At 67.2% G+C, this 16502-nt stretch carries 20 protein-coding genes; 9 read left to right on the top strand and 11 right to left on the bottom strand.

Translation table 11 applies throughout. From position 1 onward, the window contains the following. Positions 1–7: 7 nt before the first annotated feature. Genes OOZ48_RS07900 through panB form a run of 7 tightly spaced genes read right to left on the bottom strand, consistent with a single transcriptional unit; the run spans position 8 to position 4784 of the window. A complete protein-coding gene (locus tag OOZ48_RS07900) occupies positions 8–472 on the bottom strand; it encodes a hypothetical protein (protein WP_269497105.1) in 465 nt (154 codons plus the stop codon). Between the two features lie 18 nt (positions 473–490). Next, positions 491–985 (bottom strand): hypothetical protein, encoded by a 495-nt coding sequence (locus OOZ48_RS07895; RefSeq protein WP_269497103.1) that lies wholly within the window; start codon positions 983–985, stop codon positions 491–493. A gap of 11 nt (positions 986–996) precedes the next feature. Further along, complete coding sequence (locus tag OOZ48_RS07890; RefSeq protein ID WP_269497101.1) at positions 997–2499, bottom strand: aldehyde dehydrogenase family protein; 1503 nt, start codon at positions 2497–2499, stop codon at positions 997–999. Between the two features lie 23 nt (positions 2500–2522). After that, on the bottom strand, positions 2523–2834 hold the full coding sequence (locus OOZ48_RS07885; protein WP_269497097.1) for a EutN/CcmL family microcompartment protein: 312 nt from the start codon (positions 2832–2834) through the stop codon (positions 2523–2525). Positions 2835–2857: 23 nt separating this feature from the next. Next, on the bottom strand, positions 2858–3493 hold the full coding sequence (locus OOZ48_RS07880) for a hypothetical protein (protein ID WP_269497095.1): 636 nt from the start codon (positions 3491–3493) through the stop codon (positions 2858–2860). Between the two features lie 5 nt (positions 3494–3498). Beyond that, positions 3499–3807, bottom strand: coding sequence for an ethanolamine utilization microcompartment protein EutM (gene eutM / locus OOZ48_RS07875; protein ID WP_269497093.1), 309 nt, complete (start codon positions 3805–3807; stop codon positions 3499–3501). A gap of 53 nt (positions 3808–3860) precedes the next feature. Next, positions 3861–4784 carry a 3-methyl-2-oxobutanoate hydroxymethyltransferase gene (panB, locus tag OOZ48_RS07870; protein WP_269497092.1) on the bottom strand — a complete coding sequence of 308 codons (924 nt, stop codon included), beginning with the start codon at positions 4782–4784 and terminating at the stop codon, positions 3861–3863. Positions 4785–5114: 330 nt separating this feature from the next. On the opposite strand from panB, the gene OOZ48_RS07865 reads away from it, so the two are divergent. The 3 genes from OOZ48_RS07865 to OOZ48_RS07855 are packed head-to-tail and all read left to right on the top strand — an operon-like array spanning position 5115 to position 8483. Continuing rightward, a complete protein-coding gene (locus tag OOZ48_RS07865) occupies positions 5115–5972 on the top strand; it encodes a 3-methyl-2-oxobutanoate hydroxymethyltransferase (protein WP_269497091.1) in 858 nt (285 codons plus the stop codon). Positions 5973–6022: 50 nt separating this feature from the next. Continuing rightward, complete coding sequence (locus OOZ48_RS07860; protein ID WP_269497090.1) at positions 6023–6913, top strand: 3-methyl-2-oxobutanoate hydroxymethyltransferase; 891 nt, start codon at positions 6023–6025, stop codon at positions 6911–6913. A gap of 13 nt (positions 6914–6926) precedes the next feature. Then, positions 6927–8483, top strand: coding sequence for a methylenetetrahydrofolate reductase C-terminal domain-containing protein (locus tag OOZ48_RS07855; protein WP_269497089.1), 1557 nt, complete (start codon positions 6927–6929; stop codon positions 8481–8483). A 12-nt stretch (positions 8484–8495) separates the two neighbouring features. Here the strand turns inward: OOZ48_RS07855 and OOZ48_RS07850 are convergent, their stop codons facing one another. Continuing rightward, a complete protein-coding gene (locus OOZ48_RS07850; protein ID WP_269497088.1) occupies positions 8496–9437 on the bottom strand; it encodes a LysR family transcriptional regulator in 942 nt (313 codons plus the stop codon). Positions 9438–9560: 123 nt separating this feature from the next. On the opposite strand from OOZ48_RS07850, the gene OOZ48_RS07845 reads away from it, so the two are divergent. From OOZ48_RS07845 to OOZ48_RS07820, 6 genes are all read left to right on the top strand, one after another. Then, a complete protein-coding gene (locus OOZ48_RS07845; protein WP_269497087.1) occupies positions 9561–10415 on the top strand; it encodes an ABC transporter ATP-binding protein in 855 nt (284 codons plus the stop codon). An 11-nt stretch (positions 10416–10426) separates the two neighbouring features. Then, positions 10427–11260 (top strand): thymidylate synthase, encoded by an 834-nt coding sequence (locus tag OOZ48_RS07840; RefSeq protein WP_269497086.1) that lies wholly within the window; start codon positions 10427–10429, stop codon positions 11258–11260. A 75-nt stretch (positions 11261–11335) separates the two neighbouring features. Further along, complete coding sequence (locus tag OOZ48_RS07835) at positions 11336–12094, top strand: sulfite exporter TauE/SafE family protein (RefSeq protein WP_269497085.1); 759 nt, start codon at positions 11336–11338, stop codon at positions 12092–12094. 83 nt (positions 12095–12177) lie between these two features. After that, complete coding sequence (locus OOZ48_RS07830; protein ID WP_269497084.1) at positions 12178–12597, top strand: group III truncated hemoglobin; 420 nt, start codon at positions 12178–12180, stop codon at positions 12595–12597. Further along, positions 12575–13837 (top strand): NnrS family protein, encoded by a 1263-nt coding sequence (locus tag OOZ48_RS07825; RefSeq protein WP_269497083.1) that lies wholly within the window; start codon positions 12575–12577, stop codon positions 13835–13837. The genes OOZ48_RS07830 and OOZ48_RS07825 overlap by 23 nt, the downstream gene beginning before the upstream one ends. A 22-nt stretch (positions 13838–13859) precedes the next feature. Next, positions 13860–14318, top strand: a complete 459-nt coding sequence (locus OOZ48_RS07820; RefSeq protein WP_269497082.1) for an RrF2 family transcriptional regulator — start codon at positions 13860–13862, stop codon at positions 14316–14318. Between the two features lie 7 nt (positions 14319–14325). Here OOZ48_RS07820 and OOZ48_RS07815 read toward each other — a convergent pair whose 3' ends face one another. From OOZ48_RS07815 to narJ, 3 genes are read right to left on the bottom strand one after another with little or no spacing between them, the layout of a single operon-like run. Further along, positions 14326–15072 carry a peptidylprolyl isomerase gene (locus OOZ48_RS07815; RefSeq protein WP_269497081.1) on the bottom strand — a complete coding sequence of 249 codons (747 nt, stop codon included), beginning with the start codon at positions 15070–15072 and terminating at the stop codon, positions 14326–14328. Between the two features lie 21 nt (positions 15073–15093). Next, entirely contained in the window at positions 15094–15780 is a 687-nt protein-coding gene (narI, locus tag OOZ48_RS07810) for a respiratory nitrate reductase subunit gamma (protein ID WP_269497080.1), read from the bottom strand. A gap of 9 nt (positions 15781–15789) precedes the next feature. Continuing rightward, positions 15790–16494 (bottom strand): nitrate reductase molybdenum cofactor assembly chaperone, encoded by a 705-nt coding sequence (gene narJ / locus OOZ48_RS07805; RefSeq protein WP_269497079.1) that lies wholly within the window; start codon positions 16492–16494, stop codon positions 15790–15792. Positions 16495–16502: the final 8 nt, after the last annotated feature.

Below are 16502 nucleotides of genomic sequence, written 5' to 3'. Positions count from 1 at the left end.
CGCCCGGTCAGCGGCGAGCGCCCGCCAGCGCCTGGTTCACGCCGGCCACGATCCGCTGGATCAAGGCCGTCGTGGGCTCGACCCCACGGGCATGGAGTTCGGCGGCCACGGCTTCGATGATGCCCGCCGGGGAGGCCGGGTCGGCCGTGGGACCGGGGGCCGAAGCCGGCCCCCGGTCCGGGGCGCCGCCCGCAGTCCGCGCGAACGCGGGGGCAGGCGCCGCTACGGGGGCCGGCGCGGGGGCGGGCACCGTCGGGGTCGGCGCGGTGGGCGCGCTGGGTTTCCGATCCCCATGCTGGATGGCGATGCCGAGCTTGAGCGCATGCTCGCGGGCTTCGTCGGTGATCGTGCCGCGCTCTCCCAGGACCAGGGAGGTCTGGCCGCGACCGACCAGCGCATCGATGTCCGCCCGCGTGACGACCTCGCGGAAACGCACGGGGGGATCATAGTAAGGCGTGGAATAGGCTGTCATGGCAAGTGTCCATCGGGTTCAGGCGATCAGTTGCCGCTGGCGGCGCCGCACGGGTCGCCAACGGGCGCGGATTGCGCGCGCCAGGTCCTGGACGAGCGGATGCTCGTCGGCATGGGCGCCCGGTGGCGGCGCAAAAGCGGGAGGCGGCGCAAAGGCGGGCACCGACGGCGCAGCGGCAACCGCCGCGGGCTGTTGATAGGATACGGCCGCCGGTTGCGGCTGCGAAGCGGCGGGGAATGACGAGGCGGGCACGGGCGGGCTGCTCGGGCCCCGCGCGGCTGGCGCCTGCCCGGGACTGGCAGCGGACTTGACGGCCGCCTGCCGCGCGGGATCCGGCTTGACGATCGCCACGCCCAGGTCGTGCGCGGCCTCCCGCGCCGCGTCGGTGATCACCAGATCGTCGGCGTGGAGGATCTCGCGGCAGCCGTTCGCCGCCGCGTCCTCGATGTCGCGGACGGTGAGAAAGCGCTTGACGTGACGCGGGCGCTCTTGAGGAGGTTGGAAATAAGCCATGGCGCCCGCCGTCAACGGGTCAGGCTGCGGGACGCATCGGCGGCCCGGAGCCTGTCCATGACGCCCCGGACGATCGCATCGATGTCCTGCGCGCCCCCGCCCTGCGGCGTGACCGAACCGGACCGGCCGTCACCCTGGCCGTCTGCGGGTGTCCAGGGCACCAGCTCCCAGCCCACGCGCTTGGTGTTGATCAAGTGGGTGACCGTGATGTTGTCGCCGCTGATCGCCCCGCCGATGCCGCCGGTCCCCAAGGTGAACGAGGGGGCGAAACCGCAGGTATGGCCGACGCTGCCCAGCGTGGACATGGAGTTGACCACGATGCGGAACGCCGGCAGTCGCAGCGCCATCTCCTCGACCTGCTTCTCGTCCTGGGAGTGGATCACCGCGGTATGTCCATCGCCGCCGAACTTCAGGATCGATACGCAGTTCTCCAACCCCGCGCGCGCATCCGGGACGGTGATGAAGCCCAGCACCGAGGTCAGTTTCTCGCGCGAGAGCGGATGCTGCGCACCGACGCCGCCCAGCGGCGCCACCAGCACCTTCACCGTCGCGGGAACCGACAGGCCGATGGCCTGCGCCAGCGCCTGGGCGCTCTGGCCCACCGAACGCGTGTTCATGCCGCCGTCCGGGCGAAACAGCAATTCGCCGAGCCGCGCGGCCTGGGCTTCATCGACCCAGTAAGCGCCCGCCTGCTCCATGTGGCGACGCAGGTCCTGCGCGATGGCCTGGTCGGCGACCACCGTCTGCTCGGTCGCGCAGATCAGGCTGCAGTCGAAGGACTTGCTGCGCACCAGGTCCCGGGCGGCCTTGGGCACGTCGGCCGAACGATCGACCCAGGCGGGCACATTGCCCGGCCCCACCCCATAGGCCGGCTTGCCGGTGCTGTGCGCGGCGCGCACCATCGGCCCGCCGCCGGTCGCGAGAATCACCGTGACCGCATAATGCCGCAGGATCTCCTGCGTGGCCTGCAGCGTGGGTTCCTCCAGGCAGGCGATCAGGCCCTTGGGCGCGCCGGCGCGCTCGGCCGCGGCGGCCACGATGCGGACCGCCTCCAGCGTGCAGCGGGCCGCCGAGGGATGGGGCGAGATCACGATGCCGTTGCGCCCCTTGACGGCGATCAGCGTCTTGAAGATCGCCGTCGACGTCGGATTCGTGCTGGGCGTCAGGGCGGCCGCCACGCCCATGGGCTCGGCGATGGTCAGGAGCTTGCGCGCCTCGTCGCGCGCGATCACGCCGACGGTCTGCACCGTGCGTATGGATTCCCAGACCGCCTTGGCCGCATGCTGGTTCTTGACGGTCTTGTGATCCGGATTGCCGTAGCCGGTCTCCTCGTGCGCCATCCGGCCCAGCCGCTCCGCCTCCTGGAAGGCGGCCTCGGACATCGCCTGGCAGATCGCGTCGACCTGCGCCGCGCTCGCCGAGGCGAACTGCCGCTGGGCCGTCCTGCACTGCTCCAGCAGCCGGCGCGCCTGCTGCACGGACCGCAAGTCCTTGTCGTACTCTTGTTGTGACACCGTTATCTCCTACGCTTGCGCCTTTACCGCGACCTGCGCGCGGGACCGGACTTCGAGAACGTCAGCTTGCCGCCGCCGGAGGTCGAGTCGATGATCCCGACGATCGTGGCGTCCACCGGGCTGGCGCGGGTCCGCTCGGTCTCGCGGGCGGCGCTGCCGGTGGCGACCAGCACCAGCTCGTCCTCGCCGCTGCCGACCGTGTCGACCGCGACGAACGGCTCTCCGATGACGTCGCCGTTGGCCGCCGTGCGCCGCACCAGCAGCAGTTTGCTGCTGGCCAGGGCGTCCTGCTTGATGGTGGAGACCACCATCCCTATGGTTCGGCATATCAGCATGGCTTGCCTCAATCAGTGGGTGGTCATTTCTCGACGCCGCCGAGACTCTCGATGGCCGCGATCGACGCCAGTTGCGCCGTGCGGACCTCGGCCTCCGTGCCGGCCATGAACAAGCGGCCGAAACGGCCCACGTCCTGCAGGCGGATGAGGCGCACGTTGGCGGACTTCTCGGCCTCGTTCGCGGCCAGGTCGATGTATGCGGCCGGCGTCACCTCCAGCACGTACAGGGCCTCGCCCGGGACGAGCATGTGGCCGCGCCGCGAGCGGTTGATCAGCTGCGCCTGGTACGGCGATACATTGGTGATCAGTTGCACCGACGCGACTTTGGGCCGGATCCGGTCTTCCTCCTGCATGCCCAGACGCTCGAGGATGACGCGACCCGCCTCGCGCACGGACTCCTGGGACTCCGAATGCACCTCCAGGACGCCGAACTCGCGTTCGACGATCTGGACGCCGGGCTTGACGTCCGTGGCCTTGAGCGCCATGTCGACGATGCGGAACACCTCGTTGCCGGGCGCCAGCTCGACGTAGAGCTGGGCCATCCCGGCGACCGGGATGTCGCCGGACGTGACGGTGCCGAAATACGCCGCATACTGGGCCTGCATCCGGTCGATGTAGAAGAACGCCCGCAGTTGCAGATTGCTGCTGTTCGTCGCCATGGCCGTCACTTGGCTTGGGAGGTTTCAGTGGCACGCGCCGGCAGGACCGAGGACAGATCGCCGTGCGGACGCGGGATGACGTGGACCGAGACGAGGTCGCCGACCCGCTTGGCCGCGGCGGCCCCGGCATCGGTCGCCGCCTTGACCGCGCCGACGTCGCCACGGACCATCACGGTGACGAACCCGCCCCCGATCATCTCCTTGCCCAGCAGCGACACATTGGCCGCCTTCACCATGGCGTCCGCCGCCTCGATTGCGCCCACCAGGCCGCGCGTCTCTACCAGACCCAGAGCAATGTGACCATCATTTGCCATTTTTTCCACCTTGAAAGTAAGGATTGATTAAGGGGTACGACACTTGTCGTTGCCTACGCCGCGGCGGTGAAGCCGCCTGATGGCGCGTGGTTGAAGGATGCGCTCCCATCCAGGGAGCGCAGGTACTGCAGCATCTCGGCCAGCACCCGGTCGTCCGCCGCGACGGTGTGCTGCGCGGCGGGGAACTGGTGCTGGCCGACGCTGTCTCGAAAGCGTGCATAGCCCTCGATGGCGGCATGGCCCAGATGGGCGAACTGCTGCACGAACTTGGGCACGAATTTGTCGAACAGGCCCAGCATGTCCTGGGTGACCAGCCCCTGCCCGTCGCAATAGGGGCCGGCGCCGATGCCGATGGTGGGCACGCCCACCAGCTGGGTGATGAGCTGCGCCAGCCGATCGGGGATGCACTCGAGGATGAGGGCGAAGGCGCCGGCATCGGCAAGCGCCATGGCGTCCTCGACGGTCTCGAGCGCCGACTGGGCGTCCAGGCCCATGGTGCGATAGCTGCCGGTGCGCGCGGCGACCTTCTTGGTCAGCCCGACGTGCGCCACGACGGCGATGCCGCAATCCACCAGCGCGTGGACGGTGGGCGCCAGATCGGCACAGCCCTCGATCTCGATGGCTTGGGCGCCGCCCTCCTTCACCAGGCGGCTGGCCGAGGCAATCGCCTCGCGGGGATTCGGGTACGAGAGATACGGCAGCGTTGCCAGCACGAGGCTGTTGCCCGAGCCCGCCTTGACCGCCTTGGTATGGTGGATCATCTCGTCGAGCGTCACCGACAGGGTGTCGCCGCGGCCCAGGCCGACGCTGGCCAGCGCATCGCTGACAAAAATGATGTCGATGCCGGCTTCGTCCGCGCAGCGGGCGAACGGATAGTCATACGCCGATACCAGGGTGATGGGGTCCGCGCCGTTCTTGCGGCTGCGTATGCCGTTCGGGGTCACGCGCTTGCGCTGGGCTGCGGTGTTCTGGCTCATACCGAAAGATCCTGTTTTGGGGCCCGTTTCGCAGGGCCTGCAAGCCCTGCGCAACGGTTCTGGAAGATCGAGTTGCGGCCAGATTATCATCGGGTTCGATATACATCCAATGCATTGTTTTGAATGAATTGATGCATTTACTGCAATTCTCCTGCCGTGCCTGAACAGCCCCCAAGGCAAGGCGCCGCTTTGCGTTTAAAAATGCGACAAGTGCATGAAAATCAAAAAAATAATGCATTGGATGTATATCGAACCCGATGCTAGTCTGGCTTCCGGGTATGCCGCGCGGCAGCCTCATCCACATCACCGCGCCCACAGGAGACGGAAGCAATGAGCACCGAAAAGCGTAGAAAAACCACCATCAAGCAACTGCTGAACAAGAAGGAAAAAGGCGAAATGATCGTCGGCCTCGGGGTCTACGACGCCCCCATGGCCGCCATCGCCGACGAGATCGGATTCGACCTGCTGATCAACGGCAACGCGGGCCCCATGTCCCTGCTGGGCCACCCCACGCCGCTGACCGTCCGCTTCGAGGAACAGCTCATCCTGACTCAGGCCGTGAGCCGGATGACGAAGTACGCCATGGTCGTGGGCCACATGCCTTACATGACCTACAACATCTCGGCCGAGGAGGCCGTGCGCAACGCGGCGCGCTTCATCAGCGAGGGCGGCGCCGATGCCGTGAAATGCGAGGGCAATAAATACACCGCCCGGAACGTGGCCGAGATCGTGCGCGCCGGCGTCCCGGTCATGGGCCACATGGGCATGCAGGCCTCGCGCAAGCTGGAACAAAGCGGCTATGGCTTCAAGGGGCGGTCCGCCGAGGACGCGTTCAAGATCGTCGAGGACGCGCGCGCCTTCGTCGAGGCCGGCATCTTCGCCATCATCATCGAGTACGTGCCGGTCGAGATCACCCAGTACCTGGCCAAGACCCTGCCGGTGCCCGTCATCAGCGTGGGCGGCGGCGCCTCGCCCGACGGCATCTACCTGATCAGCGGCGACGCCGTGGGCTATAGCGCCTTCCCGCGTCCCAAGCACGAGGGTTCGTTCGTCGACGTGCGCCCGCTCATCCAGCAGGGACTGCGGGAATACAAGACGCAGGTGCTGGACGGCCGCTATCCGAACGTCGAGTTCACGCAGAACATGACCCAGGACGAGCACGAGAAGTTCCTGGACCTGGTGAAGTAATCCGGCGGGCCGCGCCGCGGCCCGATTCGATTCCCAAGGAAGATCACGCCATGACAGAAGCCGTACGGAAAAAAGTCACCGTCAAGTCGGTGCTCGCCAAGAAACAGCGCGGCGAGCGCCTGGTCTGCATCGCCGCGTATGACGCCCCCATGGCCGCCATCGCCGACGAGATCGGATTCGACCTGCTGATCAACGGCAACGCGGGCCCCATGTCCCTGCTGGGCCACCCCACGCCGCTGACCGTGCGGTTCGAAGAACAACTCATCCTCAGCCAGGCCGTCAACCGGGTCGTGAAATACGGCATGAAAGTGGCGCACATGCCGTACATGAGCTACAACGTCTCGCCCGAGGAATCGATCCGCAACGCGGCGCGCCTGATCAGCGAAGGCGGCGCCGACGCGGTCAAGTGCGAGGGCAACCGCCACACCGCGCGGCACGTGGCCGAGATCGTGCGCGCCGGTATCCCGGTGGTGGGCCACATGGGCATGCAGGCCTCGCGCAAGCTCGAGCAAAGCGGCTACGGCTTCAAAGGACGCGACGCGGTCGAAGCGGCACACATCGTCGACAGCACACGCGCGTTCGTCGAGGCGGGAGCGTTCGCGATCATCCTGGAATACGTGCCGTTCGAAATCACGCAATACCTGGCGCAGACCCTGCCCGTCCCGGTCGTCAGCGTGAGCTCGGGCCCTTCGCCCGACGGCATGTACATCGGCACGGGCGACGCGGTGGGCTACAGCGCCTTCCCGCGCCCCAAGCAGGCCAAGGTGTTCGTGGATATTTCGGCGACCATCCGTCAGGGGCTGCAAACATACAAGGAACACGTGCTGACGGGCCGCTATCCACTGGCCGAGCATGTCCAGCACATGGCGCCGCAGGAGCACCAGCGCTTCCTCGCGCTGTGCGAGGGCGCGCCCGCAGCACCCCGGCATCCCGCGCATTGAGGACGCACAGACCATGGCCTACAGAAACGCGATACGGGAGGGGCTGCGCGACAGCGAGTTCCTCTACACCCTGGAACACGTCCCGGCCTTGCTGAGCGACGGTGTCCGGGCCTTGGACGAGCTCGCGCGCAATGCCGAGCTGGTCGGCCGCGATCCGCGCATGCGCGGCGTCAACATCGGCGACAGGGTCAAGTCCACCGCCTGTTTCAGCACCGTGGAATGCGGCAAGATCGCCGCCGAGGCCAGCGGCCTGGTGCCCCTGCTGCACCTTGCCGGCAAGGACCGCCTGCCCCACGAAGCCGTGGGGGTGATCCGCAGCGCCCTGGACGCCGGGCTGCGCAACTTGCTGCTGGTGACCGGCGACCGGGTCATGGAGCCGACGCGCCCCGGTCGCACCCGTTATCACGAGTCGGTGGTGGCGGTCCAGGATGCCAGGCGCCTCGACCCGGACTGCATCGTGGCCACCGCCATGTCGCCCTTCAAGTATCGCGAGGAGGAACTCGCGAACCAGTACCTGAAGATGGTCAAGAAGATCGGCGCCGGCACGAGCTACATCATCACCAACTGCAGCTGGGACATGCGCAAGTTCGAGGAGCTGATCTGGTATCGGGATGCGCGCGGCTTCGACATCCCGATCGTGGCCAACCTCCTGCTGCCGTCCATCGGCTGGGCGCGCGGCATCCATTCCGGCCGGCTGCCCGGGGTCTACATGTCCGACAGCCTGTTCGCCCTGATCCAGGAAGAGCAAAAAGAAGGCAAGGAGGCGGCGCGCCGCCGCTACCAGCAGCGCCTGGCGATGCAGGTGGTCGGCGTGAAGCTGATGGGCTATGCCGGCGTGCAACTGAGCGGCGTCGAAACCTACGAAGCCCTGTCCGGCATCATCGACCTGGTCGAAGAACTGGAAAAGACCGTGACCAGCCGCGCGGACTGGGACCAGGCCTGGGCCGAGATGAATCGCCTGCCCGACGGCCAGCCGGTGAGCTTCAGCCCTCCGGGCGGCCTGTACATGTTCGGCCGTGAGCGCCCCGCGCCTTGCAGCCTGGACGCCCTGCCCGATCTCGGCGAGGTGGCGCCCGCCGACGGGGAGATGGCCAAATACAAGCGCATGTCGCGGATCCACCAGGCCATGTTCGACCGGGACGGCCTGGGCGCCAAGGTGCTCGCGCCCCTCATGCGCGCGGTCGATGCGACCGGGCCGGGCCAGCGTGCGCTGCTGAAGTTCGAGCACATGACGAAGTCGGCCGCGCTGGGATGCGAGACCTGCGGTTTCTGCCGCATCGAATACCTGAACTACGTCTGCCCCGAGACCTGCCCCAAAGGCCTGGCCAACGGCCCCTGTTCGGGGACGGACGACAATGTGTGCGAATTCAAGGACCGGGAATGCATCCACAACCGGAAATACCGCCTCGCCAAGGCGACCGGCACGCTGAAGGCGCTCGAAGAGGTGCTGGTGCCGGCCGTCGAGGGCACACGGGGCACCTCGTCGTGGATCAACTACTACAACGGGACCAATCCGCCGGTCGTGCGCATCCAGCCTCGGCGCGGCAAGAAATCCCGGACGGAACGGTGAGACATGGTGGCGCTAGGCCGACCGCCGGGCGCCGCGCCTTTTGGTCTGCGGCATCTCCTCGAGTGCGTACTGGATGAACAGGTCCGCTGCGGGGGAACGCATCCGGTCCTTGAGGACGACGATGCCGAAATGGGTAAACACCTGCAGTGGAGGGGTCAGTTTGATCTCGACGAGCTTTTTTTCCCTGCTGGATGCCTGGAAGGCCGAGGCCGGGCCCAGGATGATGATGTCGGTCGACAAAGCCACCTGCTCGAGCACCAACAGATTGTCACACTCGAAACCCAGGAGTGTGCGAGGATCGCTCTTGAAACGAAATCCCTCCATCACCTCGTTGAGCCAGATGTCGGGAAAACGGAACGCCCCCATGGGATATTCGTGGAGTTCCTCGACCGGCACCTTTTTCCCGCTTTTCAGGATCGGGTGGCCGGCTCGGCAGAAGCAACCGACATGCAGTTCAGGCAGCGGGATGATCTCGAGATGTTCTCTGCTCATCAATTCGCGGGTATCGGCGATGAACAGATCCAGTTGCTCGGCCTCCAGCAGGCGCAGCAGGTTGGCCCAGTGAGTGATTTCGACGCGCGTACGGATCTTGGGGTGCTCGCGCACCATCCGGGACACCAGGGGGATCAGCAGCGTCCCGGCAGGCACCGGCCCCATGCCGATCATGGCCTCGCCGTACTCGTGGGCCTTCATCAGCTCGACGTCGCGCCGCAGGCCCCTGGATTCCTGCAGGATCTTGGTCGCGCGCGCGATGACGATCTTGCCATAGGGCGTCGGCACGATCTTGCGCGTGCTGCGCTCGAACAGCTTGACGTCGTATTCCTCTTCGATCGACTGGATGCTGCGGCTGAACGCCGGCTGGCTGAGGTGCACCGCATCGGCCGCCTGCGCGAAGGTTCCGTATTTGCCAAGCGCCACCACGTGGCTCAGTTTCCGCAGGTTCGCAGTCGTCATGATTGCCGTGCTCGAGAATCGTTCAGGGAGGCCCCCGACATGATCCGATAAAACCGACGCAAAGTACACCGTGAGAACAAGAACGAAAACATAGACCGACAACTGGAGGCTGGAGAAATGAACATGAATGATTTGAGAAATGTCCGCGCATCGGACTTGAACGCGCAAACCGGCGGGGACCCCCGCGAGGACATGGTGGTTTTCGAAAACGTCTCGAAAACCTATCCGCGGCAAGGCAACAGCGGCCAAGCGACCCTGGCGGTCGATTCGCTGAACGTCCGGATCAAGGCGGCCGAGATCATCAGCATCCTGGGCCCCACGGGCTGCGGGAAATCGACCGCCATGAACATGATCGCCGGCTTTGAAAGCCCGTCGACCGGCACCGTGCTGCTGGGCGGCGTACCGGTCTCCAAACCGGGCCCCGACCGCTCGATCGTCTTTCAGCAGGCGTCGCTGTTTCCCTGGCTGACGGTGCTGGAGAACATCACCCTGGGCGTGAAATCCCGCGGCATGCCCGAAGCGACCTATCTGGAACGCGCGCGCCAGCTGCTCGAGGCGGTGCGCCTGACCGGGTTCGAAAAACATTATCCCTACCAGCTGTCCGGCGGCATGCAGCAGCGCGTGCAGATCGCCCGCGCCCTGATCTCGGAGCCGGGCGTCATCCTGATGGACGAGCCTTTCGGCGCGCTGGACTCGCAAACCCGCCTGATGATGCAGGAGCTCGTCCTGCAGCTCTGGCAGCAGTATCAGCCCACGATCATCTTCATCACCCACGACGTCGCCGAAGCCGTGTTCGTCTCCGACCGGGTGCTGCTGATGAGCAAGCGCCCCGGCCGGGTCAAGCTCGCCGTCGACATCGACGAGCCCAAGCCCCGGACGCAGGAATTCATCACCAGTTCGCGCTTCATCGAGGTGCAGAGCGAACTGCTGCATGCGCTGCGCAGCGAAGTGCAGGACGCGGCCACTCCGGCGGCATGAGGAGTCCCGACATGCGGACCGCGCACGCGGAGACGCGGACCAACCCCGCCGAAAGCCAGTACCTGGAGCAGCTCTCGGCCATTCTGGCCCGGGGCACGCGCAAGGCCGACCGCACCGGCACCGGCACGCTGTCCCTGTTCGGCCTGCAGATGCGCTTTTCCCTGGCGCGGGAGTTCCCGCTGCTGACGACCAAGCAGCTGCACCTGAAATCCATCATCTACGAACTGCTGTGGTTCCTGCGCGGCGACACGAACGCGCGCTGGCTGCAGGAGCGCGGGGTCACGATCTGGGATGAATGGGCGCCCGAGGACGGCGACCTGGGGCCGATCTATGGCCACCAGTGGCGGCACTGGCGGACCGGCGACGGCCGCGAGATCGACCAGATCGCGCAATTGCTGGAGGCGCTGCGCACCGACCCCGACTCGCGCCGCCACATGGTGGTCGCCTGGAACCCCGGCGACATCGGCAGGATGGCGCTGCCCCCGTGCCACGCCCTGTTCCAGTTCTACGTGGCCGACGGCCGGCTGTCCTGCCAGCTCTACCAGCGCAGCGGCGACTTCTTTCTGGGAGTGCCCTTCAACATCGCCTGCTATGCCTTGCTCACCCTGATGGTGGCGAAGGTCGTCGGCCTGTACCCGGGCGAATTCGTGCATACTCTGGGTGATGCCCACATCTACTTGAATCACCTCGACCAGGTGCGCGAGCAGCTCGCCCGCAGCCCCCGGCCCTTCCCGACCATGCAGCTGAACCCCGACGTGACCGACCTGTTTGCTTTCGAGTACCGAGACTTCACCCTGAGCGGTTACGACCCCCACCCGAAGATCATCGCCCCGGTCGCGGTTTAGGGCCGTGTCCCATCACCGTCACATGAGGCGCCGCAGCATCCCGATCAAGCAGCCGCGCCGGCGCGGCGAGCGATGATGCCGGACTGGCTGGTCACGCAGCTTCCGGCCTGGCCGGTGTTTCTCGTCCTGGCGGCGGCGAGCTTTTCGGGCGGCCTGCTGCTCGGCTTCACCGGATTCGGGGCCGGCCTGTTGATGGCGCCGATATTCAGCTTGCTGATGCCGCCCACGGACGTCCTGGTGCTGGTGCTGGGCATCAGCTCGATCGTATCCTTGCCGATCCTGCCGGATGCCATACGCCAGGTGGATTGGCGACTCGTGATGCGCCTGCTCATCCCCTCGCTGTTCGGCATGCCGGTCGGCCTGGCGATGCTGCAATGGGTGGATCCGGCCACCATGCGCAAGACCGTTGCACTCATGGTCATCACGCTCGCGCTGCTGATGCTGGCGGGCTGGCATTACCGGGGGCGGCGCGGTACCGTGCAAGACGGCCTGGCCGGCTTGCTGAGCGGTGTGATGACGGCGATCGCGGGCATCGGCGGCCCGCCGGTGGTGCTCTATATGCTGTCGGACCGCAGCCTCGGCCACGCCGCCATACGGGCGGCCAGCATCCTGTTCTTCCTCCTGGGGCAATCCGCCACGCTGATCCTCGTGGGGCTGGCCGGCGACCTGACCGCGCGGCAAGGCGTCTGGACCGTCATGCTGCTGCCCTTCGCCATCGGCGCCACGCTGCTGGGCGCCCTGTTGCACCGCCAGGCGGGCAGCCGCCAGGCCTTTCTCAGGCGGATGTCCCTGTTCGCGCTGCTGGGCATCGGAATCCTGGCGCTCGTGGTCTGAATCCCGGGCTCCTCGCGGCGCTTTGCACGGCGCATAAAGATAACTATAATATGAACCTTTAAAACACGCCGGCCGTCGCCCCCATGCCTTCCGCCGAACTCTGTACCGAGGACGAGATCACCACGCTCGTCCATGACTTCTACCGCCGGGTGCGCGCGGACGCCGTCCTGGGTCCGGTCTTCGACGCCCACATCGACGACTGGGACGAGCACCTCGAACGCATGGTGCGCTTCTGGTCGTCGCTGCTGCGGCGCACCGGCACCTACAGCGGCACGCCCATGCCCCGCCACGTCGCCCTTCCCGACCTGCGGGGCGACATGTTCGTGCGCTGGCTGGACCTGTTTCGCCAAACCACCGACGGCTTCGACAACCGGCCTTTCGCCGAGCAGGCCAACGAATTCGCCCACCGCGTCGCGCGCAGCCTCTGGTACGGCTACCAGATCAGCCACACGCCGGATCGCCCCCCCACGGAGTTCGACCATGTCCCGACTGATGCAAGTTGACGAAGCGCCGACGGCCACCGCCAACCGGCCCTCGATGGAGGCCTTCCTGGCGCTGGGCTTCCGGCCGCTGTACCTCGCCGGCACACTATGGGCGCTGGTGTCGATCGCCCTGTGGATCTACGCGCCCCGGCTGCTCGACGGCCCCCTCGGGGGCGTCGCCTGGCACGCCCACGAAATGCTGTGGGGCTTCATCATCACCATCGCGGTGGGCTTTCTGCTGACCGCCAGCGCAACCTGGACGGGTTTCAATCCGCTCAAAGGCAGGCCGCTTGCCGCCCTGTGCATCCTCTGGGTGATTGCGCGCATCGGCTTCCTCGCCGGCGGCACGGCCGGCTTCTGGGCCGCCACCGCGGTGGAACTGCTGTTCTTCCTGGTCGCCGCGGCCAGCCTCATGCGCGTCATGGTCAAGGGACGCAGCCGCCGCAACTATGGCTTGCCGGTGCTGATGCTGATCCTGGGCGCCGCCGACCTGCTGTACCTGCTGGCCGCGCTCGAAGGCGACTACGTCCTGCTGATGCAGCGCTTCGACCTGGGCCTGATCGGCATGGCCATCGTGGCGCTGCTGATCGCGCGGCGCGTGATCCCGTTCTTTGCCATGCGCATGGTGCCCGGCCTGCAGATTCCCATGCTGACGCGGTCGGGCCATGTCCAGATGGTGTTCAGCGCGTTCGCCCTGGTCGCCGGACTGTTGGGCCTGCCCCTCCCGATGGCTGCGGCCCTCGCGGTCACGGGCCTGATCAGCCTGGCCCAACTGGCCTACTGGAAACCCGGCGCCGTGGTGCGCAAACCCATGCTCTGGATCCTGTACCTGGGCTATGCCTTCATCGGCATCGGCCTGCTGGCCGCCGCCCTGCAATTCAGCGGCCTGCTCGAGCCGGCCACGGCGCGCGGCCTGTTCGCGCGCAGCGCCACCCACGTCCACCTGATCGGCATGGCGGGTTTCTGCATCCTGATCATCGGCATGCTCAACCGCACCGCCCTGGGCCACCTCGGGCGCCCGCTGGCGCTGGACGGCAGCATGCTGGCCAACCACTGGCTGATGGTGCTGGCCGTCGCCTTGCGGCTGGCCGCGCTGTGGCCGTCGGCGGCCACGCCGCACCTGCTGCATCTCGCCGCGGCGGCCTGGATCCTGTCCATAGGCCTGTACCTGTGGCGCTTCGGCCCGATGCTGATCCGCCCGCGCCCCGACCAGCCGCAGCCCGTCCAGGCGCCCCTGGCGACGGCTGCGACGACCCGCTGAGCGCCACGGCCGGGGACCCATCATGCGCCTGACCAACATGAGCGACTACGCGATCCGCCTGCTGATGCACCTGGGCAGGCACCCGGATCGCCTGTGCACGATCGCCGAGGTCGCGCGCGCCTATGGGATCTCGGAACCGCACTTGATGAAAATCACCCACCGCCTGGCGCAGCGCGGCTGGATCCATACGGTGCGCGGCAAGAACGGCGGCATGCAGCTGGCCCACGATCCCTCGGACATCCCGCTGGGCGAGGTCATCCGCGACACCGAGAACGACCTTGCGCTGGTGGAATGCATGGGCGCGAACAATACCTGCGTGCTCAGCGGCCAGTGCGGCCTGACGCCCATCGTGGCCGGCGCCCTGCAGGCCTTCATGGACCACCTGAACCGGCACACGCTGGCCGACGTGATGCAACCGCCGCCGCGGGCCGCCCAGGGCCCGGCCGAATCGCCCATCCGGATCACCGCCCGGGCGCGCTGACGGCCGGCTACTGGACCAGCGGCGACTCGGCGCCTTCCATGGGAATGCCCTCGATGCGGGCGCCGCCCACCAGCTGCCGCAAATATTGATGCACCGCCCGCCGGCGGCTGGAATCCTCGAGCCAGGCCGCCAGCCGCCCGCGCACGTCCTCGAACGCCAAGGAACGGCCCTCGACCTTGCGCCCGGTGTGCACGATGTGGAATCCGTAGCGGGTCTCGATCAGCTCGCGCCCGAGGCTGTCGGCCGGCATGGCGAACACGGCCCGCTCGAATTCGGGCGCCGCATCGCCCCGCGCCAGGGTCCCCAGGTCCCCGCCCTCGCGGCCGGACGGACAGTTGGAGTATTGCGCGGCATAGCGCGCGAAATGCGCGGCGCCGTCCCGGTGCAGCTCCGCCAGGACGAGGTTGCCGCGCGCCCGCAGGCGCTGCACGTCGACCCCCGCCGTCACCTGAAAGAGGATATGCCGGACCTCGACCAGGTCGCCCTCGCGGAACTCGTCGGGGTGGCGCTCGTAATAGCGCCTGCAGCTGGCCTCGTCCGCCTGCGGGGTGCGCACGTCGTGCGCGAGCACCGCCTCCAGGATCGCCTCGTCGTCGTCCGGCGGCAGGTCCAGGTCCTGCGCGCGCTGGCGCACCAGTTCGCGCAGGACCAGTTCGTGGCCCGCCGCCAGGCGGGGATTGGGATCGGCCGCGTGCCGGGACGCCTCGTCCAGGATGTCGGCCTCGGTGATGACAATGCCGTTGACGGTAATCATATGCGCACCCCCGATCCGGCCCTAGCGGGGACGCACGATCTGGCGTGCGCGTCCCAGGTAGGTCACCGAGGCGAAGCCGCTCCAGACATGCACCAGGCGCGTGAAGGGAAAGATCACGAACAGGGTCATGCCCAGCACCATGTGCAAAAGATAGACACGGGGCACGCCCGCCAGCGCCTCGACCGCCCCGCCGCGGAAGGTCACGATGCGCTGCGCCCAGTCGCCCAGCTGGATCATCACCGCCCCGTCCTTGTGGTGGATCGAGGTCAAGATCGACACCAGGCCGACCACCAGCACCAGCAGGATCCACAGCAGGGTCACCCAGTCGGAGACGCGCGTGTTGTGCGCCACCCGGATCTCGGTCCAGCGGCGATGGATCAGCAGGATCAGGCCCACCAGGCAGATCAGGCCCAGGATCGCCCCCACCACGACGGCCATGAGCTGCTTGAATTGAGTGCTGACGCCCATGGCATGGTAGACCGCCGGCGGCGTCAGCAGGCCGACCAGGTGGGTGAAGAACAGCGAGATGATGCCGATGTGGAACAGGTTGCTGCCCCAGCCCAGCGAGCCGCGCCGCAGCAGCTCGCTGGAATCGCTCTTCCAGGTGTATTGCTCGCGCTCGAAGCGCACCAGGCTGCCCAGCAGGAAGATCGTCAGGGCGATGTAGGGATAGATGCCGAAAAAAAACAGCTCGAGATAGGCTTTCATGGGTATCTCCTATTCCTGCGTCTGGCCGCCCGCGGATCCCCGGGATGTGCGCGGCGGATGGAACACGATAGGTTGCGCGCCGTCGGAATGGCCGGCGCCGCGCATGATCGGCGGCTCGGTACCGTCGGCGCCGGGGCCGAAGGTGATCATGGTTTCCTCCATGGCGCCCTCGGGCGGCTCGGGCAGCGCCTCGGGCTCGACGGGGGTCAGGCGGCGCAGTTCGAAAAAAAGGCAGGCGTAGGGGCTGTGCGCCTCGGCCAGCTTGTCGCCCAGGCGGGCCAGCACGTGGATGGCATCGCCCAGCAGGGCCTGCGCCTCGTCGGGATCGATCTGGCCGAGGAACTCGAGAAACAGCGGCACATAGTCCGGCAGTTCGGCGGTCGCGGGCTCGAGGCCATGGCGCAGGTACTCGGCGCGCAAGTCCACCATGGCCTGGCCGCGGTCACGCGACTCGCCGTGGATGTGCTCGAACAGGTGCAGCGAATGCGCGGCGCGCCGGTCGAAGGTCGCCACGTATCGTTCCTGCAGATCGATCAGGTCGCCCGGGCCGCCCAGGACATCGAACAGCGGCGCCAGCCGCGCGCGCGCATCGGGCGGCAGGGCCGCCGCCAGCGCGGGCAGCGCATCGATCAGGTCCCGATCGGGATAGCCCAGCAGCGCGGACAGCACCGAATACACCGGTGTGCCCGCGGCGGCCGTCGTAGTCGTCGTCATGCGCGCCT

The sequence above is a fragment of the Castellaniella sp. S9 genome (genome assembly GCF_027257175.1).
GTDB lineage: Bacteria > Pseudomonadota > Gammaproteobacteria > Burkholderiales > Burkholderiaceae_B > Castellaniella.
Note: the sequence above shows the minus strand (reverse complement) of the source record. Positions and strands in the feature narration are given on the sequence as shown.